The following is a 21,763-nucleotide window of genomic DNA, read 5'->3' as shown; positions in this document are numbered from 1 at the left end:
GACTACCAGCACACCCAGCCAGACTGGAATGATCCCTACCCACCTCAACCGGATTACGATTATGCGCAACTTGGCAGGGACTATCTGCAGACCACAACAAGGCCTGCACCGACAGAGCGCAACCACGAGGACATCTACCGGACGCCCTACGCCGAGCGACAGCCTGTACAAACGCCCCACCGCTTGAGGAACCGCTGAAATAAAAAGGGCCGGGTATCGACATACCCGGCCCCTCTCCAACGCCCAACCGGCCTGATCAGACCAACGTGGTCAGCGCCTCACGACTGAACGGCAGAATGTCGCTCTCGCGCCCTTCGCGCACCTTCAGCGCCCAATCCGGGTCCACCAGCAGGGCTCGGCCCACGGCAACCAGGTCAAACTCGTCGTTATTCAAGCGCTCCAGCAGCTTCTCCAGGCTGGCCGGTTGCGCGACCTTATCGGTATTGACCATGAACTGCAGGAACTCGCCATCCAGGCCGACGCTGCCCACGGTGATGGTCGGCTTGCCTGTGAGCTGACGGGTCCAGCCGGCCAGGTTGAGGTCGGAACCTTCGAATTCCGGCTCCCAGAAACGACGAGTGGAGCAGTGGAAAATATCCACACCCGCGTCAGACAACGGCTTGAGGAACTCCCCCAACGCCTCGGGGGTTTGCACCAGGCGTGCGGTGTAGTCCTGCTGCTTCCACTGGGAGAATCGGAAGATGATCGGGAAATCCGGGCCAACGGCGGCACGGGTGGCCTGGATCAGTTCGATGGCAAAACGTGAACGGTTGGCCAGGCTGCCGCCGTATTCGTCGGTGCGCTGGTTGCTGCCTTCCCAGAAGAACTGGTCCACCAGGTAACCGTGGGCACCGTGGATCTCCACACCGTCCATGCCGATGCTCTGGGCATCCTTGGCGGCCTGGGCGAAGGCGTTGATCACGTCCTTGATGTCTTGCTGGGTCATGCCGTGGACGACCACATTGCCGTCCTTGAGTTTTTCCATCGGACCGTAAGCCGGCACGCTGGCATCAGGCTCGGTACCGATACGGCGCACGCTGCCCACGTGCCACAGCTGCGGGACGATCTTGCCGCCCTCGGCGTGCACGGCATCGACCACTTTCTTCCAACCGGCCAAGGCAGCTTCGCCGTAGAAGTGCGGCACATTCGGGTAGCCATTGGAAGCCTGGTGGCCGACCACAGTACCTTCGGTGATGATCAGTCCCACGCCGGCAGCGGCGCGACGACGGTAGTACTCGATCACTTTGGAGTTAGGCACGCCACCCGGGGAGAACGAGCGGGTCATCGGCGCCATCACGACACGGGTCGACAGTTGCAATGCGCCGAGCTGGAAGGGTTTGAACAAGGCTTGCACAGGCATGGGAGCACTCCACGTCAGAGGGATTTATGATGTGGATAATATGGAGAGTGCAACGTGTTGGATAGCACTATTGATTTGGGTGATTAAGGGGTAAAAGCGGCGCAAGCTCTGTAGGAGCCGGCTTGCCGGCGATAGCGCCCTCAAGCCTTGTATTGAATAGGGGCCTCATCGCCGGCAAGCCGGCTCCTACAGGGGGGTTCAGCTCAGGGCTTTTTCGATGGCCTGGACAATCGTTGGATCATCTGGCGCGGTACGCGGCGAGAAGCGCGCAAGCACGCGGCCATCCTTGCCCAGCAGGAATTTTTCAAAGTTCCAGGTGATATCGCCTGGAAACTCAGCGCCCTCGCCCGCCAGCAAACGGTACAACTGATGACGGTCATGGCCATTGACGTCGAGCTTGCTGCCCAGAGGGAATGTCACGCCGTAGTTCAAGCTGCAGAACTCGCGGATCTCCTCTTCGGTGCCTGGCTCCTGGCCGGCAAACTGGTTGCACGGCAGGCCAAGCACGGTAAACCCCTGGTCCTTGTATTGCTGGTAGAGGTTTTCCAAAGCCGCGTATTGCGGGGTCAAACCACATTTGGAGGCCACATTCACCACCAGCACTACTTGCCCCTTGAAGGGCGCCAGCGGTAGCTCTTGTCCGTCCAAAGCTTTGAGTTTCAGGTCGTGGAAAGCACTCATGACGAACTCCAGATATCCCATGTTCTTCGCATTGCGGCGCTTCGAGATTACAACCCGCAAGCCTGCAATCATAGCCGTCGATTGCAAAACTCGCCTGCGGGTTACTGAGCGGTCGGCCAGGGCAGAATCGGAATCGCGGTCACCGCATTTTGCGGGCTGCCTTCGATCAATCGGTCGCTGTACACCAGGTAAACCAGAGTGTTGCGCTTCTTGTCGAGGAAGCGCACCACCTGCATGGTCTTGAACACCAGGGAGGTGCGCTCCTTGAACACTTCATCGCCGTCCTTGAGCTCGCCCTTGAAGCGGATCGGGCCCACCTGGCGGCAGGCAATCGAGGCTTCGGCGCGGTCTTCAGCCAGGCCCAGGCCGCCTTTAACGCCACCGGTCTTGGCGCGCGACAGGTAACAGGTCACGCCGTCGACCTTGGGGTCATCGAAGGCTTCGACGACGATCCGGTCGTTGGGGCCGACAAATTTGAATACGGTCGACACCTGTCCGATTTCTTCAGCCGAAGCCAACAGCGGCATGGCCAGCAGCAGGCCAAGTAATCCCTTCATTACGCGCATCGTGTATTCCTTTGGTTAGACCAGGATCAGATTGTCGCGGTGAACCAGTTCCGGTTCCGCCATGTAACCCAATAGTCCGACAATCGCATCGGACGATTGTCCAATGATTTTCTGGGCTTCCAGGGCGCTGTAGTTGGCCAGGCCACGGGCGATCTCACGACCATCCGGCGCAACGCACACCACCATCTCACCACGCCGGAAGCTGCCCTGCACCAGCTTGACGCCGACCGGCAGCAAGCTCTTGTTGCCTTGGGACAAGGCAGACACCGCACCATCGTCCAGCACCAGGGTGCCACGGGTTTGCAGATGACCGGCCAGCCACTGTTTGCGCGCCGCCAGCATGCCGCGTTCCGGCGACAGCAGCGTGCCGATGCGCTCGCCGGCCTTGAGGCGGTCCAGCACGCGCTCAATGCGCCCACCGACGATGATCGTGTGCGCGCCGGAACGTGCAGCCAGGCGTGCCGCGCGCAGCTTGGTCTGCATGCCGCCACGGCCCAGGGCACCGCCGACGCTGCCGGCCACGGCGTCCAGGGCCGGATCGTCGGCGCGGGCTTCGTAGATCAACTGGGCATCGGGGTTGTTGCGCGGGTCAGCGTCAAACATGCCATCGCGGTCGGTGAGGATCACCAACAAGTCGGCTTCCACCAGGTTGGCCACCAGGGCGGCGAGAGTGTCGTTGTCGCCAAAACGGATTTCGTCGGTGACCACGGTGTCGTTTTCGTTGATCACCGGGATGACTTTCAGCTCTACCAGCGCGCGCAGGGTACTGCGGGCGTTGAGGTAGCGCTTGCGGTCGGACAGGTCGTCGTGGGTCAGCAGGATCTGCGCCGTGTGACGGCCGTGCTCGGCGAAGCTGGATTCCCAGGCTTGCACCAGGCCCATCTGGCCGATGGCGGCGGCGGCTTGCAGTTCGTGCATCGCGCTGGGTCGCGCGGTCCAGCCGAGGCGGCTCATCCCGGCAGCAACCGCCCCGGACGACACCAGCACCAACTCCACACCGGCCTCATGCAAGGCCACCATCTGCTCGACCCAGACGCCCATGGCTGCGCGATCCAGACCTTTGCCATCCGCCGTCAGCAGCGCACTTCCGATCTTTACGACCCAGCGCTGCGCACCTGTCACTTTGCTCCGCATCATCTTCAACCTTAGATTGAGGGCTGCGCGACCCAGCGCGGCCCATAACGTTAAACCCGGATACTAAAACGCCGCTCTAAAAGGAGCGGCGTTCAAGTTTACTGCAACGAATCAGTCGCGCACGTAAATGATTTCCGGACCGTCTTCATCATCCACGTCTTCTTCGTCCCAATCGTCGTCGCCGATGTCATGGACCGACTTCACGCCGCTGCGGCGCAGGGCACGCTGGTCGTCCAAGGCCTGCAGCTGGGCGCGGGCTTCGTCTTCGATGCGCTGGTCGAGTTCGGCCAGTTCGGCCTTGAACACCGGATCGGCCGCCAGGCGGTCGGCGCGGTCTTCCAGGTAGCGCATGATGTCGCGGGTCAGACGCTCAGTGCCTTCTTTGGCGATGGCCGAGATCACGTAGACCGGGCCTTCCCACTCCAGGCGGTCGACGATTTCCTTGACGCGCGCCTCGTGCTCTTCTTCGAGGATCTGGTCGCATTTGTTCAGTACCAGCCAGCGATCACGCTCCGCCAGGGACGGGCTGAACTTGGTCAGCTCGCTGACGATCACTTCAGCGGCGTCCGGTGCGCTGGTGTCATCCAGCGGCGCCATGTCCACGAGGTGCAGCAGCAGACGGGTGCGGGACAAGTGCTTGAGGAAGCGAATCCCCAGGCCCGCGCCATCGGAAGCGCCTTCGATCAGGCCGGGAATGTCGGCGATTACGAAGCTTTTCCAGCGGTCCACGCTGACCACGCCCAGGTTTGGCACCAGGGTGGTGAACGGGTAATCGGCGACTTTCGGCTTGGCCGCCGAGACCGAGCGGATGAAGGTACTTTTACCGGCGTTCGGCAGGCCCAACAGGCCGACGTCTGCGAGTACTTTCATTTCCAGCTTGAGGTCACGCTGCTCACCCGGCTTGCCCGGCGTGGTCTGACGCGGCGCACGGTTGGTACTGGACTTGAATCGGGTGTTACCCAGACCGTGCCAGCCGCCCTGCACCACCATCAGCTTCTGGCCAGCCTTGGTCAGGTCGCCGATCACTTCCTGGGTGGCGGAGTCGATGATCGTTGTGCCGACCGGTACGCGCAGTACCAGGTCTTCGCCTTTTTTACCGGTGCAGTCGGTGCTGCCGCCGTTGGAGCCACGCTCGGCATCGAAATGCCGGGTGTAACGGTAGTCGACCAGGGTGTTGAGGTTTTCGTCGGCCATCATGTAGATGGAACCGCCGTCACCGCCATCGCCGCCGTTCGGGCCACCGTTTTCGATGAATTTTTCGCGACGGAAACTCATGCAACCGTTACCGCCGTCGCCTGCTTTTACTCGGATGGAAACTTCATCAACGAACTTCATAACAAAACGCCTCTCGTCGCGTGGACGAGCTTAAGAAACCAAGACATAAGACTCTTGCAAAAATGAGCGCAGCGACCTCAATCAACGACCGCAAAACCAGCGCTTGAGCCCATCACAAACAGCTTTGCAAGAGACTCACCCCACAAACGAAAAAGCCCCGTCGCAAGACAGGGCTTTTCCAGCGATCTCGCAATTAAGCTGCGACAACGCTCACGTAACGGCGGTTGAACGCGCCTTTTACTTCAAACTTGATCACGCCTTCGATTTTCGCGAAGAGAGTGTGATCTTTACCCATGCCTACACCGTAACCGGCGTGGAATTGGGTGCCGCGCTGACGCACGATGATGTTGCCCGGAATGATTTTCTGGCCGCCATACATCTTAACGCCAAGGCGTTTGGCTTCTGAGTCGCGACCGTTACGGGTACTACCACCAGCTTTTTTGTGTGCCATGAGTCAATTCTCCTAGTGAGGAATTAGGCTGAAATTAAGCCTGAATACCGGTGATTTTGATCTCGGTGTACCACTGGCGGTGGCCCATACGCTTCATGTGGTGCTTACGACGACGGAACTTGATGATGCGGACTTTATCGTGACGACCTTGGGAGATCACTTCAGCCACAACGGTAGCGCCAGCAACAACTGGAGCGCCGATGTTCACGTCATCGCCATTGGCGACCAACAGAACGCGATCAAAAGTCACGGATTCGCCAGTAGCGACTTCCAGTTTTTCGATCTTCAGGTATTCACCTGGGGCGACCTTGTATTGCTTGCCACCAGTAACAATTACTGCGTACGACATGGTATTTCTCCGATAATCCTGCTCACCCAGCGCTTTATAAGAAAAGGTATTGGCTGGCATGGCTGCATGGGATGGACGTCCCGAATGCAATTGCGTAAGGCAGGTGCTGCCCAGGAAGTTCAGGGTGCGCGATTGTACGCAAGCTATAGATGCCTTGCAAGGGGCCGTCTATCGCGCCTTGACACCCGGGGGTCAGGGTCCTAGCATGCCGCGCAACCCTTCTGGAGCGACTGTCGCTGATGCAACCCCAAGCTTTCTACCGCGCGGTCGCGGACGATTTTAGCGCCGTCGACGGCATCATCAAGCAGCAGCTGACGTCCAAAGTGCCGCTGGTCTCCAAAATTGGCGACTACATTACGTCGGCGGGCGGCAAACGCCTGCGTCCTTTATTAGTGTTGCTATGTGGCAAGGCCCTGGGCCGTGAGGGCGATGACCTGCGCCTCCTGGCCGCCACCATTGAGTTCCTGCACACCGCCACCCTGCTGCATGACGACGTAGTCGACATGTCCGGCATGCGCCGTGGCCGCGAGACCGCCAACGCAATGTGGGGCAACGCCCCCAGCGTACTGGTGGGCGATTTCTTGTATTCGCGCTCGTTCGAAATGATGGTCGAGCTGGGCTCGATGCCGGTGATGAAGATTCTTTCACAGGCCACGCGCATCATCGCCGAGGGCGAAGTGTTGCAGCTGTCGAAGGTCCGCGACGCCAGCACCACCGAAGAAACCTACATGGAAGTGATTCGCGGCAAGACCGCAATGCTCTTCGAAGCCTCGACCCACAGTGCCGCTGCATTGTGTGGTGCCACCGCCGAACAGGCCGAAGCGCTGCGCACCTTTGGCGACCACCTGGGTGTGGCATTCCAACTGGTGGACGACCTGCTCGACTACCGTGGCGATGCCGAAACCCTGGGCAAGAACGTCGGTGATGACCTGGCCGAAGGCAAGCCAACCCTGCCGCTGATCTACACCATGCGCGAAGGCACGCCGGAACAGGCCGCCCTGGTGCGCAAAGCGATCCAGAAAGGCGGGATCGAAGACCTGGAGGCCATCCGTGCCGCCGTCGAGGCTTCGGGCTCACTGGACTACACCGCCCAACTGGCGCGTGACTTCGTCGCCCGCGCCATCCAGTGCCTGGAAGTGATTCCCGCCAGCGAGTATCGGGATGCCCTGGTAGAGCTGAGTGAATTTGCGGTAGCCCGTACGCACTAACGCAGATCTGTAGCGAGCGGGCTTGTGTGGGAGCGGGCTTGCTCGCGAAGGCGGTGGGTCAGTAAACAAAGACGTGACTGGCACACCGCTTTCGCGAGCAAGCCCGCTCCCACATTTAGTTTGTATTACCAACTCACCATCCCGCCCCGGACTAAAAACCCTATATAATGTGCGCCCTTTAGCCACCCCTGACTCTCAAGGAGCCTTAGTGAGCACGTTGCCACCCTGCCCGAAATGCAATTCCGAATACACCTACGAAGACGGCGCCCAGCTGGTCTGCCCGGAATGCGCCCATGAGTGGTCCGCCAACGGCGAGACCGAAGCGGCCGGCGATGAAACCGTGAAGAAAGACTCCGTCGGCAATGTGCTGCAGGACGGCGACACCATTACCGTGATCAAGGACCTCAAGGTCAAGGGCACCTCTCTGGTGGTCAAGGTCGGCACCAAGGTCAAGAACATCCGCCTGTGCGACGGCGACCACGATATCGACTGCAAGATCGACGGTATCGGCCCGATGAAGCTCAAGTCCGAGTTCGTGCGCAAGGTCTGAACCTGCTGCTTCCATCCCGCGCCCGTCGCGGGATGGCGTTTCGCCCTCCCCGTTGACCCCGCGCAATATCCACACAGAAAAATCCAGAATCCGCCAATAGGCACTTGCTATTCCACGAATAAGAATTATTCTCATTGAAACTCATCAAGGAGAATGACTCATGACGTATTTGATCGATGCCTGGCTGGATCGCCCACACCCTTACCTGCGGATCCTGCATCGGGAAACCGGTGAAGTCTGTGCGGTACTGGAAGAAGAAGCGCTGAATGAACTGCAGGACCAGGGCGACCTGGACGTGAACGGCCTGAGTTCCAGTGAGCCTGGGGTGCTGAAGGAAGTGGTGCGTAATCTGTTTCTGTTCTGCTATGCCCGAGCATTGCGCCCGGCCACGGAGTTGAATGGCAAGTTCCATCCATGAAGCAAACTGTACGGTCTTTGGGAATGGGCTTTATGTGGGAGCGGGCTTGCTCGCGAAGCGGACAACACGGTGTATCAGACAGACCGCGTTGATGCATTCGCGAGCAAGCCCGCTCCCACACAAGCCCAACACCCGCAGTAATCAGCAGGTCTTACAGAACGTCGAGCAGCTCGACGTCGAACACCAGAACGCTGTGCGGCGGGATGCTGCCAACACCTTGAGCGCCGTAAGCCAGTTCGCTCGGCACGTACAGGCGCCATTTGCTGCCGGCATTCATCAGTTGCAGGGCTTCGGTCCAGCCAGCGATCACGCCGCCAACCGGGAATTCTGCAGGCTGGCCGCGCTCGTAGGAGCTGTCGAACACTGTGCCGTCGATCAGGGTGCCGTGGTAATGGGTACGCACTTGATCTTCACGGGTTGGCTTGGCGCCAGTACCGGCAGTCAGCACTTCAAATTGCAGGCCGGAAGCCAGGGTGGTGATGCCATCACGCTTGGCGTTTTCAGCCAGGAATGCCAGACCAGCGCCAGCAGCCGCTTCAGCCTTGGCAGCCGCTTCGGCTTGCATGATTTCGCGGATGACCTTGAAGCTGGCAGCCATTTGCTCTTGGTCGACACGGCTTGGCTTGCCAGCGAAAGCGTCGGTCAGGCCGGCCAGGATCGCGTCGATGCTCACGCCCGGTGGCGGGTTGTCGCGCAGTTGGTCGCCCAGTTGGCGGCCAATACCGTAGCTGACGCGGGTTTCGTCGGTGGACAGATTAACTTCGGACATGAAGGTGCTCCGCTGTAGGACGGCACGATTTAACGTGCCCTCCAGATCTAAAAGGGCCAGCAGACTAGCACACAACACCCAACCTTGATGAGCGTCACGGCATAGCTATCTACAGCCGGGCACAGGCCGCCGCCGCCCATGCTGGTGATTCCATTCATCACCCTGGGACCGTACCGATGAGTACGCCGAATAACCCGCTTGCCCTGCAACAAATCCATAGCCATCTGCTGGAAATCGATCCGACACTGCGCCCTTACAGTCGGCGCCCCGTCACCCTGCCAGCCGAGCGGCTGGCACTGGACACCCTCAACACCACCCTCAAGCGCATCAACCTGGCCTACATGACTCAGGCCAGCGCCTTTTATCAGGGGCTGGACCTGAGCGACCCCAGCCAACTGAGCCCACTGAAAACCCGCCTCGCCACCCAACTGCAAGATCTGGATGACACCAGTGCCGTCAATGGTCAGAGCCGCAAGACCTACCTGACCGACACCGCCGGCATCAAAGCGTTGGAACAGGAAACCCGGCTTAACGTCAGTGATGCCCTGCTATCCCCCTCCGACCTGCAGATGCTGGAAGACTGCTCCCGACCTCCGGCGTTACGCCCCGGCCTGTACGCCTTGACCTTCGATTACCAGGACGAGCGCATCGAATTCGCCGGGGCGTTCGTGCTGACACGCCAGGCCAACCCACATGTTGACAGCCTGAGCGGCGACGCGAGCGTCGGGCCGGTGCTGCTCTTCACGCCCTCACGCGGGCTGGAAGCCTTCGCTACCTTGCAAGAACTCGACCGCGGCCTGCTGCAAACCATGGCACTGCGCAGCGGCCACGCTGAATTCAGCCGTCATTTGCCGGTGCGGTATCAGCACCTGGCCATCACCGATATCTGGCCGCTGGCTCTGCAACCAATCACGGATCAACCGCTGTTCGAACACGCCTATCAAGCCGTGCTCGAAAAGCGCAAAAAAGACATCCACCACGCCCTGACCCTGGCCGAAAACGCTCAGCTGAATGCCACCCAGCTCAAGCAACACCTTGACGACGCTCTACACGCCGCGCTGCCCGACCTCACGGCGCGCCTGGACTTTCGCGCCCAGCGCCTGCTTGAGCGCAACCTGTTCAAGGCCCTGCCCGATTGGTATCGCAGCGCCAACAGGCTCGAGCGCACGACCATTGACCAGCACCTGCACCGCTACAACACGGCTCGCCAGGCTTTCCTCGATCTGTTCGGCCCTGCCGCGACCCCTCAGGCACTGGCCCGCCATCAATGGGCTGAGCAACTGGCCGATGAGCTGGATATCCACGACCTGGACCCGGACCTGCTGCACATCACCACCGCTCGTACGGTGCCTCAGGTCGGCACCTACAACCAGCAACGCTCATTGGTGGAGTTGACCCTGCGCGGCCTGCATCCTGGCGACAGTACACCCGGTTCGGCATTCCTCGAGCGCAGCACCCTGAGCTACGCCGGTGCGCCGCTCCGTGTGGCCCACGCCCATCTCAACGTGCAAACCCTGCTTATGCTGCTGCAAGACCTGCAACCGCGTTTGGACTTCGCCATCACGCTGAAAACGGCACTGGCCACTCCACAAATCAAGCTGGCGGCACGCGGGTTCTTCCATCAGCGCCTGACGCTCATGGCCAACGTCGCCCGGCTGCAAGGCCATCTGAACCAGGCTGATTTCAAACGCTTTGAGGACCTGCAAAAAAACACACGTCAACCTTTGTACGCCCAGACCGTGTTGCTCCACGGCGCACAACTCAAGGACCTGTGGCTGCTGCGCGAAGAAGACAGCCAGGGCCAGGTCAAACGCTTGCTGCTGTGTACGCCCGATGCACCGAGCGTCCAACAGTTCATCGCATTCAACACGCTGCGCGAATGCCAGACCCATATCATCGGCTGGACGGACAGCAAGGCTCGCCTCAACGGGCGCACCATGAGCGAGTACCTGCTGGAACAGGTGCCGCGGCGTTTCAGGCCAAAGATGCGTGACTTCCTGCGCAGTATCAGCCTGCGCCCTGACGTCAACGAGCATCTGGAAGTAACCTTCGGCAAACCGAGCACCTATACCGACTGCCTGGAAGCGATAGCCGCGCACCAACTGACGATACAGTTGGATGACTACGAGTTCAGCTCGCCGGCCTGGTACCGTACGGCCTCTGTCAGTGACCGCAGCCGCCTGGCAAGCCTGGCCGATGATGCCGCGGGCGCACTGCGTGTCTACAACGCCCGGCCGGACGCAGAATCCAGCGTCCCTGCGTTTGAACGCTACCTGCATGACCAAGCCAGGCTCAGTCTCAACCGGCTGTTAGGTCGCCAGCAAAACGATATTGACCCGGATACAGTATTTGCCTATGCACCCAAACCACTGGTCGGCGCTGCGGCGACGCCAGTGTCGTACACCACGCTGTATCGCGATGGGTATGAAGACGGCATCGGCTTTCTCAATGAAAAATTCTCAACTTCCGCGACCTTCCGCGGCCCACCCAACGTAGACCTGAGCCCGTTGACTGCGCAGAACGTCGCACGCTCCGTCACGGGCGTCTGGATCGGTCAACGCTATACCGACGAAATCCGCCGACGCCTGCAAAACAGCGACAGCCCAGGCTATGACGAACGACGCACTGCCGTGTTGGCAATCGTGCAACTACAGATGAAAAGCGCTGCTCTGGAGTCCCGCCTGCAAGGGCATCTCACTCAGGCTGACCAGGCCTGGCTGGAGCAGGCCATCGAAAGGCTTTCCGACAGCGGCAACACCGAGCGCCACACCTACAGGGTGCACCGGCTGTCCATTGATGGGGACTGGGTCATCGGCAACTACCTGTTCAGCCACGGCGACAACCCGATACTGCTTTATACCCCTGATGCGCCGGACGGCATTAGTTGGCGCGAGGCCAAGCTGTTCAACTACCTGCTCAAAAAAGTCGAGGGCATGCCTGCTTATTGGGGCGCGCGGGTACCGCTGCAGTCAAAGGCACGGATTGCGCAGTTCCTGAAAACCGCTCGTAAAGGGTTGCCAGTCGAAATCGACCGCACCACCCCCAGCCCTGCCCGACATGACAGCATCCAGCACACCACGCCGCTGACCGATTTGCGCCATGAGTTCTACAACATGAACCTGCAACGCAAGATCGATGACGTGCACGCAACGACAGTCAATCGGCTCCAGATGATCACCGGCGTTCTCTGGACCTGCGTCGAGTGGCTGACCGCCGTAGCCACCATGCCGTTCCCACTGCTCAGCCTGACCCTGGGGGGGCTACTGGCCTTCAAGGACGCCATGCTCGCCCTCAACGCCTACCACCAGAACGACACAGACAGCGCCCTGCAACACTATCTCGGCTACCTGGCCAATATGGGCGGCGCGCTGTTGTTCGACGCGCGCCCGGCATTGAAGGGCGCCTTCAAGTCACTGCGCCCGACGATCCGCACCAGCACGCAAGCTGCCGACAACGCCGTGCTCAGCCAGCTAGACGTGCTCAAACCCGAGGGCATGCAGCCGGTACTGTTCGATGGAAACTCACTGTGGGCGTCACACACCCCGGATGCACTGGGCCGTTATTTGCTGTATCGCCATGACCCGCAGAGCGGCCATTTGCTGTCCACCACACGGTTGGTCAACCGCAATGCCGACGGCCAATGGGTGCGTTCCGGCTTGGTCGGTGGCGGGCGCAAGAAATACGAAACATTGTTGGCCGACGAGAGCAGCCCCTTGGAAGTGTTCGACGTCGCGCCCGAGCAAGCCAAGACCTTCCGCACGTTGCTTGACCCGGAGTTCAAGGCCCGCCTTGAGGGGATGGGGACCGAATATGGTGGTGCAGCCCAAGGTAATGCCTTCACGGAAGCGGCCCCGTTGCGCACGGCGTACGCCAAGCACGTCGAGCGGCTGAACCAGCGCGCCGACGCCTTCTTCCAGGCGTTACCCACTGTCGCGCCCAAATCCCCCTTGCCCGCGTTCGCCGTCGATGCCGCACCTGCGGACATCCTCAAGCCCCTGTTCAATCGCAACAAGCGCCTGATCATCGGCGCCCTCGACAGCTCCATTGCCAGCAAGCAACTGTTGATCGAACAACTGCCTGCGCTGGCCGAACAGGGGCTCAAGCGCGTCTATATCGAAAACCTGCCCCGCGACCTGTTCCACCGCAAGCTGAAGGTCCTCAACAATCAGCTCAGCGGCAGCAAGGCTCAGGCGCTGACACAGATCGAGCGGCATCTGATTCAAGTCGATCAAACCCTGGGGCTCACGGCCGATGCCCCCTTCACTTATCGAAAATTGCTGCTGGAAACCCAACGCTTGAATATCGCCATCGATGGCATCGACGGGTCCGCCTCGTACCATATGGAGCACGTACTGGCTCTGGGGGATGGCCCGCGCTTCATTCCCCGCAGCAGCAAGCTGCGCAATTTCTACTCCCACTCGGTGATTGAGCAGAACCTGAAAAACAACCCCGGCGAAGGCTGGGTGGCGCTGGTGGACTCCAACCGCCTGGGCACTCATGAACAGGTCGCGGGCCTGGCAGATCTACAAAATACCCCGGCCCTGCGGGTTGAAGACGCCGCACCCGGCCAGCGCATCGGCGTGTGGCCAGACACCTCCACCCGCGTGCAGTCTCGCGGTGACTTCATCTTGGCCCTGCCAACCACCCACGTCACGTTGCCCAGCCCCAGTACGTCGGGCACGCCGGCGGTCGCTGTCAGCCATTACACCGAGTTCGACCTGCCCCTGGATATTCGCGGCGATATTGAACTGATCAGACACACCCGTCACGGCCTCGACACACACTACACACACGTCAATCCAAGGCATGCCGCCGTGCAGTTCACCTTCAGCGAAATCCGGCAGCGGCTTTCGGACAAGGCCAAGGTATTTTTCAACGAGCTCACATTGCCCCCGCGCAGTTTGCCGGCGAACCTGGCCACGACGAGCAGTGAAACGGTATTCATTGAACGCCTGTATCAACAAAAACTCGGCCTGGTCATCGGCGAAGCCCATATCGCACGCTCCAGCAAGCGACTGCTGATCGACAGCTTCAAGCACCTGAAAAAACAAGGCGTGAAAACGCTGTACATGGAGCACCTGCTTACCGACCTGCACCAGACAGCGCTGGAGACCTATCAGCGCACGCTGAAAATGCCGGACATCTTGAAGGACTACCTGTTCAGCCTGGACGCGGGCCACATGCCGCGATACCACGGCCCGGACACCTTCACCAACGTAATCAAGGCTGCGAACAAATATGGGCTGCGCATCCGTGCGCTGGACTGTACCGCCAGCTATCACGTCAAAGGCCTTAGTGAGCAGAACTCCCGCGCCCGGCTGTTCAGCTACTTTGCCAACCAGGTAATCAGCGCGGACCAACAGGCCCTTGGTCCGCATAAGTGGGTGGCGTTCATGAGCAGTACACACACAGACATGTATGTCGGCGTACCGGGCATCGCGCAGTTGCAGGATGCTGTCAGCCTGCATGTGCGCGATACCGTGCCAGAACTGGCCAAGCCATTGCACAGCGCTGGCTGGCAGATGGGTGACGAGCGCTATGGCGTGGCCTTGCGCAGCGACTACCGCGTTGAAGTGGGCATTGCAGGGCGGCCGCTGCCCCCCGTCGAACCGTTGCCGGACCGCAGCAAGCTGACGACGCCCGGGCAGTTCTTTATCGAGCGCCCCACTGACGGTGAGGCCAATCTTGTGCACTTCTCGCGCAGCAATGAAATTCTCACCACGCCGATTCAAATCGACGACAAGGGCCAGTACTTCGTCGAGCGCTGGGAATCCTTCAGCCCCCTGCGCTTCTACTACTTGTCTCAATTGGTCGAGGCGCTCAAAACCCCTCCCCCAAGAGGCATGGGGTTAACACAAGTGGCCGGATGAGTCGCCAGCACCCTGCCCGTTCATCGGGCAGAGTGCCTGTTTCACCCCCCCAGCCGAAAAAGTCATTTCAGAATCATGTATCGCCGCCGATACCCATCTACTTACTTTGGCTGGGTCAAACAACAACACCGTCCAGCAGACAAACATCAACTTGCGGAGCATTCGATGAACAGCTGGTTCGGCAACATCAGCGTCAACCTCAAACTGGGCCTGGGCTTCGGCCTGGTACTGGTCCTCACCTCGATCCTGGCCTTGACCGGCTGGACCAGCCTGGGCGGCCTGATCGATCGCAGCAACTGGATGAGCGACATTACCCAGCTCAACGCCTCGCTGACCAAGCTGCGCATCGTGCGCCTGCAATACATGCTGGCCAACGGCGACGAAGCGGTGGCGCAGAACGTACAGACCAACCTCGACGCCTTCGCCGCCCAGCAACAGAAACTGCTGGACAGCTTCAAGAGCCCGGAAAACCTCAAGCTGCTCAACGAGCAGAAGACCATCATCACCGCGTACCAGCAGTCCCTGAACAAGATGCGCGAGGCCTACCGCAACGGCAGCGCTGCGCGCCAAGTCATGGGCGACAAGGCAGACATCGCCAACGCACAGATCAACGCCCTGGACACCAGCGTGCAACAAATGCCCGAGAGTGCCGAGCGCTACACGCAATACCAGGCCGTGACCAATGCCAAGGAAGACTTCCAACTGGCTCGCTACGAAGTGCGCGGCTACACCAACAACGTCAACGCCGAAACCGAAGCCCGCGCCGCCGCGCAAATCGAGAAAGCCATCAGTGGCTTGAAGCATCTCAGCGCCGCGTTCGGCAGCAGCCAGCAAGCGGCATTGGCCTCGCTAGAGACCGCCCTCGGCGCTTACCGCACCGCCGTGCAAAGCTACAAGGCCGCCAACGCCAACATCGTCACTGCCCGTGCCGAGATGACCACCCAGGGCACTGACATCGTTTCGATCAGCGATAAGCTCTACGACATCCAGCTCGACCGCCGCGACGCGGAAAGCGCCCAAGCCCGCAGCCTGCAACTGATCAGCACCTTGCTGGCCCTGCTGGTCGGCATCGTTGCCGCCCTGGTCATCACCCGCCAGATCACTCGCCCTCTGCAAGACACCCTGGCCGTGGTTGAACGCATCGCCTCGGGCGACTTGAGCCACAACATCCAGGTGACCCGCCGCGATGAGCTGGGCGTGCTGCAACAAGGCATCCAGCGCATGGGCACCACCTTGCGTGAGTTGATCAGTGGTATCCGCGACGGCGTGATGCAGATCTCCAGCGCCGCCGAAGAGTTGTCGGCCGTGACCGAACAGACCAGTGCAGGCGTGAACAGCCAGAAGATCGAGACCGATCAAGTGGCCACTGCCATGCACGAGATGACCGCCACCGTGCAGGAAGTGGCGCGCAATGCCGAGCAAGCTTCTCAGGCCGCGTCCGACGCGGACGGCCAAGCCCGTGAAGGCGACAAGGTGGTGGCCGAAGCCATCGCTCAGATCGAGCGCCTGGCCGCCGAAGTGGCGCGCTCCACGGACGCAATGACGCACCTGCAGCAAGAGAGCAACAAGATCGGCAGCGTGATGGACGTGATCAAGGCCGTGGCTGAACAGACCAACCTGCTCGCCCTCAACGCTGCGATCGAAGCCGCGCGGGCCGGTGAGGCCGGCCGCGGGTTTGCCGTGGTCGCCGACGAAGTGCGCGGCCTGGCCCAGCGCACGCAGAAGTCCACCGAGGAAATCGAAGGCCTGGTCGCCGGTTTGCAAAACGGCACGCAGCAAGTGGCCAACGTGATGAACAACAGCCGCAGCCTCACCGACAGCAGCGTCGAACTGACGCGCAAGGCCGGTGTGTCACTGGAGAACATCACCCGTACGGTGTCGAACATCCAGTCGATGAACCAGCAGATTGCGGCCGCCGCCGAGCAGCAGAGCGCCGTGGCGGAAGAGATCAGTCGCAGCATCGTGAATGTGCGGGATGTGTCGGAGCAGACCGCAACGGCGAGTGACGAGACCGCCAAGTCGAGTGTGGAACTGGCGCGTTTGGGCAGCCAGTTGCAGCAGATGGTCAGTCATTTCCGGGTCTGACAAACCAAAAAAAGCCGCCTCGGCATGCACCGAGGCGGCTTCACTTCTCAGGCCTTACAGGTCATCGAAGCTGTCCCGCAGGAATGTCCACACGTGATAAACACGCAAGGCATTCACTACGAGGTCCCACGTACGTCGTGCAAACTTAGACATACTCGGCCCTCCCTAGGTTGGGCCTTACCTCCAGCGCACTTACCGGAACACGTGAGCCTTCGGACGCGAGTCGATTGCGTCCATTGAGGTGGCCGGGCTAATGGTCCTTCCGCATCAATCCGGCACGGATTACTAGCCCGTGGCGGTCGGTCCAGAATTCGCGCGCATACCCGGCTCACCCAAAAAGCGACAAACGCAGAACGGGGAAGATCCTAACGAAGATCCTCGTTTGAGGTGTGTCCGACAGTGGTCAAATATCCAGTATCGTTCGCTGGATTCATTACAAGTTTTTGCAGTTGAGCCTGTGCAGAAAAAATGCGGTAAAGCGAGCTTTATCAGGCATCGCTCGGCCTTGCGTGATGAAATGACGGGCGTTAGTATCTGCCTGCGGGTCGATTGCGTCCTTTGAGAGTGCAACCCCAGCCACTAACTGGGTTTGCAATAAAAAACCGCCCTTACTAAGGCGGTTTTTTATTGCCTGCGATTTCCCCTCAGCCCTCGCCTTCCTCGACAAACACGACCCGATTCCCAAACGGGTCCTTGATGCTCATCTCCCGCGAGCCCCAGGGCGTTTCTTCAACCCCAGGCTTGGCATACCGATAGTCCTTGCCCACCAACTGCTGCTGATAGGCGTCCACCCCTTGCGCCTGAATCCGCACCGCTGCGCCCGGTGACGCATCGCCATGATGCTCGGACAAATGCAGTACGCAATCGCCCAGCGAAACCTGCAAATACAGCGGAAAATTCGCCTCGAAGCGATGCTGCCAATCCACCTTGAACCCCAGGAGATCAACGTAAAACTCCAGCGCCTTGGCTTCGTCGAAAATCCGCAAAATGGGGGTGACTTTTCCTAAGTGCATGCATCCGCCTCCGTGTCTGAAACCACAACTATAGGGGGTTCCATTGTTGAATGGCAGACCGCAATCGCAGGCAGCTCCCCCAGTGGATCGCATTCATCCAGCCCCACCCCGATCCACTGTGGGAGCTGACTTGCCTGCGATGAAGGCCAAACCGATCTACCGCCCCGCCACGAACCCACCCCGCAAATCCCCACTGCGCGCCAGGAACCGCCCCGGCCTTTCGCCGTTCGCCTGCCCTTCGCTGTAGCTCAATACGCCGTTGACCCACACGCCATCAATGCCCTCTGCCGCCCGTTGCGGTTCCTTGAAGTCCGCCACATCACGTACGCGCAACGGGTCGAACAGCACCAGGTCAGCCCAGTGCCCTTCGCGGATTTCGCCACGTTCGGACAACCCAAAACGTGCGGCCGACAGCCCGGTCATCTTATGCACCGCGGTATGCAGCGGGAACAGACCGACATCCCGACTGAAATGCCCCAGCACCCGTGGAAACGCCCCCCACAAACGCGGATGCGGGAACGGATCCTCCGGCAGCCCATCCGAGCCCACCATCGACAAGGGATGCGCCAGAATACGCCGCACGTCCGCCTCATCCATTCCGTAATACACCGCCCCCGCCGGTTGCAGCCGGCGTGCAGCATCCATCAGCGAAACATCCCACTCGGCGGCAATAGCCTGCAAATCACGCCCGCCCATCTCCGGGTGTGGCGTCGACCAGGTGATGGTGATGCGGAACGCATCGGTAACCTGCTTGAGGTCCAGCGTCGAAGAACTCGCCGCATAGGGGTAGCAATCACACCCTACCGGATGGGTTTTCGCCGCGTGCTCCAGCGACGCCAACAGCTGTGGACTACGCCCCCAGTTACCGGCGCCAGCACACTTGAGGTGGGAAATGATCACCGGCGCCCTGGCATGCCGGCCGATCAGGAAAGCCTCGTCCATCGCCTCCAGTACCGGTTCGAATTCACTGCGCAAATGGGTGGTGTACACCGCGCCAAACGCCGTCAGCTCTTCACTCAGTTGCAGCACTTCATCGGTCTCGGCGTTGAAGGCACTGGCGTAGGCCAGGCCTGTGGATAAACCGAGGGCACCGGCTTCGAGGCTTTCTTGCAGTTGCACACGCATGGCCGAAATTTCATCCGGCGTTGTGGTGCGATGCAGGTCATCCATATGATTGCTGCGCAAGGCCGTATGGCCGATCAGCGCGGCGACGTTGACCGCAGGGTGAGCACTCTCCACCGCCGCACGGTAGTCGGCAAAACGCGGGTAAGTGAACGCCGCGCGCGTGCCCAACAGGTTCATCGGGTCCGGTGGATCACCCCGCAAACTGACCGGCGAGGCACTGATGCCACAGTTGCCGACAATCACCGTCGTAACCCCTTGGCTGAGCTTGGGCAGCATCTGCGGTTGGCGGATCACCACCGTGTCATCGTGGGTGTGCACGTCGATAAAGCCCGGCGCCAACACGCGCCCCATCGCGTCCACTTCATGAGTGGCCGTCGCCTCGGATAAATCACCGATGGCCTCGATGCGCCCCTCGCGCACCCCAACGTCAGCGACATAACCGGGCGTGTTGCTGCCATCGATGATCAGCGCCTGGCGAATCAGCGTGTCGTACTTCATGTCAGTCTCCAAGCGGCAGGCTGTCGGGGCCGCCGCGATAATCGTCCAGGGCCAGCTTGATCCGGCGCAGGCGCTCCTGGTTGTCGTCCGGCATGGCCAGCGCCAGCTCGGTGGCGAGCAGGTCGATGGCCAGCAGCATTCCGTAGCGCGCCGCCGTGGGTTTGTAGATAAAACTGGTTTCGGCCGGTTGCAGCGGCAGCACCACGTCGGCCAGTTCGGCCAGTGGGGAACCGGCAAGGGTGATGGCGAGGATGCGCGCATCGTAGTTGCGCGCCAGCCTGACCACGTCCAGCAGCTCCGGCGTAAGGCCGGTGAGCGAGCACACGATCAACGCGTGCTCAGGGCCCAACGTCGCGGCAGTGACCCGCATCATCACCGGGTCATGGCTGGCGGCAATCGAATAACCCAGGCGCACCAGGCGGACCTGCAACTCATCGCTGCACAGGCTCGACGGGCCGCCCATGCCAAACGCATGGATCATCCGCGCCTTGCCCAACAAGCTCACCGCGTCGGCAAAACTCGCCTGGTTGAAACCCGACAAATGCTGGCGCAGGGTCGCCTCGATATCCCCCAGGATCTGCCGATGAAACGCCGACTGCTCCGGCAACCCCGACGGGTCCAGGAAGCGGCTGCCCACCCCACTGGCCTGGGCCAGTTGCAGGCGCAAATCACGCAGATCCCGACAGCCCACACTGCGCGCAAACCGCGACAGGGTGGCCGTGCTGACCTCGGCCCGTTGCGACAACGCTTCCAGGCTGGCCGACGCGGCAAAACCCACGTCCTCAAGCATCAGCTTGGCGATGCGCCCTTCACCGGCACTGAAGGAATCCTGGCGGGCGCGGATCTGGTAGAGGATGTCCATGGGGTCTCCGGGTTACAGGATGCAGGACAGACCATAGGTCAGACCGAAGGCGACCACTGAAATCAGGGTCTCCAACACGGTCCAGGTCTTGAAGGTCTGGATCACCGTCATATTGAAGTATTCCTTGATCAGCCAGAAGCCACCGTCGTTCACGTGGGAAAAGATCACCGAGCCCGCGCCAGTGGCCAGTACCAGCAATTCGGGGTGTGGATAACCCAGGCCCACGGCCACAGGTGCAACCACGCCGGACGCGGTCGTCATCGCCACAGTGGCCGAGCCCGTAGCAATACGCATCAGCGCAGCAAACAGCCAACCCATTACCAATGGCGACAGATGAAAGGCGTGGGCCAAACCGAGGATTTCGTTGGTAACGCCCGCGTCGACCAGGATGCGATTCAAACCACCGCCCGCGCCCACCAGCAAGGTGATACTCGCGGTCGGTGCCAGGCACTCATTGGTGAACTTGAGAATCGACTCGCGATTGAAGCCCTGTGCGATGCCCAAGGTCCAGAAGCTCACCAAGGTCGCCACCAGCAACGCGATCACCGAGTTGCCGATAAACAACAGGAACTGATTGAAGCCGGTGCCCGGTGTGGAAATCACATTGGCCCAACCGCCGATCATCATCAGCACCACCGGCAGCAAAATAGTGCCCATGGTCAGCGTGAAGCTCGGCAGACGAGTGCGCGGTTCACGGTCAATGAACTGGCGTTCCAGCGGGTTTTCGGCCGGCAAGTGAATACGCGGCACGATAAATTTGGCGTAGACGGGCCCGGCGATGATTGCAGTAGGAATGCCGATCAGAATCGCATACAGCACGGTCTGCCCCACTGACGCGTTGTATGCCAGCACCGCCATCATCGCCGCTGGGTGCGGCGGCACCAACGCGTGCACCACCGACAAACCGGCAACCATGGGCAAGCCGACCATCAGGATCGACACGCCCACACGCCGCGCCACGGTAAAGGCGATTGGCACCAGCAGCACAAAACCGACCTCGAAAAACAGCGGCAACCCCACCAGGAAGGCAATGCACACCATGGCCCAGTGGGCATTGCGCTCGCCGAAACGGTTGATCAGCGTACGCGCCACCTGCTCGGCGCCACCGGACTCGGCCATCATCTTGCCCAGCATGGTGCCCAGCGCCACGACCAGGGCGATATGCCCCAGGGTCTTGCCGACGCCCGCCTCGTAGGAGCCCATGATGGTGTCGGCCGGCATGCCAGCCATCAGCGCCAGGCCAATCGACACCAGGGTGATGACGATGAACGGGTTGAGCCGGTAACGTGCAATCAGCACGATCAATGCAATGATGGCAATGGCAGCGTATGCCAATAGCCCGAAGCCCGGTGATGCGGCCATGCGGTACTCCTCGGAAAGGGTCACGTCGATTTGTTGGTGAAACTCATAAATCATTACCGAGGAGTATTTTCAATTTTCATGAAAGTAATTTTCGTCCACGGATAAGCGCTGTCGCTTGGGGATATGC

General features: G+C 60.5%; 18 protein-coding genes and 1 pseudogene. 7 read left to right on the top strand and 12 right to left on the bottom strand.

Going from position 1 to position 21,763, the window contains the following annotated elements; all coding sequences use genetic code 11:
- On the top strand, positions 1-198 hold a 198-nt coding region (locus tag HX792_RS30220), incomplete at its 5' end, for a hypothetical protein (RefSeq protein WP_218172681.1).
- 58 nt (positions 199-256) lie between these two features.
- Here the strand turns inward: HX792_RS30220 and HX792_RS15710 are convergent.
- The 7 genes from HX792_RS15710 to rplU form a co-directional block, all read right to left on the bottom strand.
- Positions 257-1,360, bottom strand: a complete 1,104-nt coding sequence (locus tag HX792_RS15710) for an NADH:flavin oxidoreductase (RefSeq protein ID WP_176996950.1) — start codon at positions 1,358-1,360, stop codon at positions 257-259.
- 198 nt (positions 1,361-1,558) lie between these two features.
- Entirely contained in the window at positions 1,559-2,041 is a 483-nt protein-coding gene (locus HX792_RS15705) for a glutathione peroxidase (RefSeq protein ID WP_176996949.1), read from the bottom strand.
- Positions 2,042-2,142: 101 nt separating this feature from the next.
- On the bottom strand, positions 2,143-2,607 hold the full coding sequence (locus tag HX792_RS15700) for a CreA family protein (RefSeq protein WP_015885841.1): 465 nt from the start codon (positions 2,605-2,607) through the stop codon (positions 2,143-2,145).
- 15 nt (positions 2,608-2,622) lie between these two features.
- Positions 2,623-3,741 (bottom strand): glutamate 5-kinase, encoded by a 1,119-nt coding sequence (gene proB, locus HX792_RS15695; protein ID WP_176996948.1) that lies wholly within the window; start codon positions 3,739-3,741, stop codon positions 2,623-2,625.
- 111 nt (positions 3,742-3,852) lie between these two features.
- Positions 3,853-5,076, bottom strand: a complete 1,224-nt coding sequence (cgtA, locus tag HX792_RS15690) for an Obg family GTPase CgtA (RefSeq protein WP_176996947.1) — start codon at positions 5,074-5,076, stop codon at positions 3,853-3,855.
- A 193-nt stretch (positions 5,077-5,269) separates the two neighbouring features.
- On the bottom strand, positions 5,270-5,527 hold the full coding sequence (gene rpmA / locus HX792_RS15685; protein ID WP_003176049.1) for a 50S ribosomal protein L27: 258 nt from the start codon (positions 5,525-5,527) through the stop codon (positions 5,270-5,272).
- Positions 5,528-5,561: 34 nt separating this feature from the next.
- Positions 5,562-5,876, bottom strand: coding sequence for a 50S ribosomal protein L21 (gene rplU, locus HX792_RS15680; protein ID WP_007950961.1), 315 nt, complete (start codon positions 5,874-5,876; stop codon positions 5,562-5,564).
- A 239-nt stretch (positions 5,877-6,115) separates the two neighbouring features.
- Here rplU and HX792_RS15675 point away from each other — a divergent pair, with 239 nt between their 5' ends.
- From HX792_RS15675 to HX792_RS15665, 3 genes are all read left to right on the top strand, one after another.
- Positions 6,116-7,084: a polyprenyl synthetase family protein gene (locus tag HX792_RS15675; protein WP_176996946.1), complete on the top strand. Its 969-nt coding sequence runs from the start codon at positions 6,116-6,118 to the stop codon at positions 7,082-7,084.
- A gap of 208 nt (positions 7,085-7,292) precedes the next feature.
- Entirely contained in the window at positions 7,293-7,634 is a 342-nt protein-coding gene (locus HX792_RS15670) for a zinc ribbon domain-containing protein YjdM (RefSeq protein ID WP_176996945.1), read from the top strand.
- A gap of 160 nt (positions 7,635-7,794) precedes the next feature.
- A complete protein-coding gene (locus HX792_RS15665) occupies positions 7,795-8,052 on the top strand; it encodes a hypothetical protein (RefSeq protein ID WP_003194088.1) in 258 nt (85 codons plus the stop codon).
- Positions 8,053-8,203: 151 nt separating this feature from the next.
- On the opposite strand, the gene HX792_RS15660 is transcribed toward HX792_RS15665, so the two are convergent.
- Entirely contained in the window at positions 8,204-8,821 is a 618-nt protein-coding gene (locus tag HX792_RS15660) for an FKBP-type peptidyl-prolyl cis-trans isomerase (protein WP_106578202.1), read from the bottom strand.
- A gap of 176 nt (positions 8,822-8,997) precedes the next feature.
- Here HX792_RS15660 and HX792_RS15655 point away from each other — a divergent pair, with 176 nt between their 5' ends.
- The 3 genes and pseudogenes from HX792_RS15655 to HX792_RS30630 all read left to right on the top strand — a co-directional run bounded on the left by HX792_RS15655 (position 8,998) and on the right by HX792_RS30630 (position 16,776).
- Positions 8,998-14,691, top strand: coding sequence for a membrane-targeted effector domain-containing toxin (locus HX792_RS15655; RefSeq protein WP_176996944.1), 5,694 nt, complete (start codon positions 8,998-9,000; stop codon positions 14,689-14,691).
- A 75-nt stretch (positions 14,692-14,766) separates the two neighbouring features.
- A pseudogene (locus HX792_RS30635) lies at positions 14,767-15,873 on the top strand (methyl-accepting chemotaxis protein); the annotation flags it as partial.
- 39 nt (positions 15,874-15,912) lie between these two features.
- A complete protein-coding gene (locus HX792_RS30630; RefSeq protein WP_371319360.1) occupies positions 15,913-16,776 on the top strand; it encodes a methyl-accepting chemotaxis protein in 864 nt (287 codons plus the stop codon).
- 644 nt (positions 16,777-17,420) lie between these two features.
- Here the strand turns inward: HX792_RS30630 and HX792_RS15645 are convergent.
- From HX792_RS15645 to HX792_RS15630, 4 genes are all read right to left on the bottom strand, one after another.
- The gene (locus tag HX792_RS15645) at positions 17,421-17,789 is read right to left on the bottom strand and encodes a glyoxalase superfamily protein (protein ID WP_176996942.1); all 369 of its coding nucleotides are present in this window, start codon (positions 17,787-17,789) and stop codon (positions 17,421-17,423) included.
- Between the two features lie 156 nt (positions 17,790-17,945).
- On the bottom strand, positions 17,946-19,412 hold the full coding sequence (locus HX792_RS15640) for an amidohydrolase family protein (protein WP_176996941.1): 1,467 nt from the start codon (positions 19,410-19,412) through the stop codon (positions 17,946-17,948).
- Position 19,413: 1 nt separating this feature from the next.
- Complete coding sequence (locus HX792_RS15635) at positions 19,414-20,274, bottom strand: MurR/RpiR family transcriptional regulator (RefSeq protein WP_176996940.1); 861 nt, start codon at positions 20,272-20,274, stop codon at positions 19,414-19,416.
- Between the two features lie 12 nt (positions 20,275-20,286).
- Positions 20,287-21,636, bottom strand: coding sequence for a gluconate:H+ symporter (locus HX792_RS15630; protein WP_256349852.1), 1,350 nt, complete (start codon positions 21,634-21,636; stop codon positions 20,287-20,289).
- Positions 21,637-21,763 lie beyond the last annotated feature (127 nt).

This window comes from Pseudomonas sp. B6002 (genome assembly GCF_013385985.1).
In the GTDB taxonomy this organism is placed as follows: domain Bacteria; phylum Pseudomonadota; class Gammaproteobacteria; order Pseudomonadales; family Pseudomonadaceae; genus Aquipseudomonas.
The sequence above is the reverse complement of the archived record's forward strand: the minus strand, read 5'-3'. Positions and strand labels throughout refer to the sequence as shown.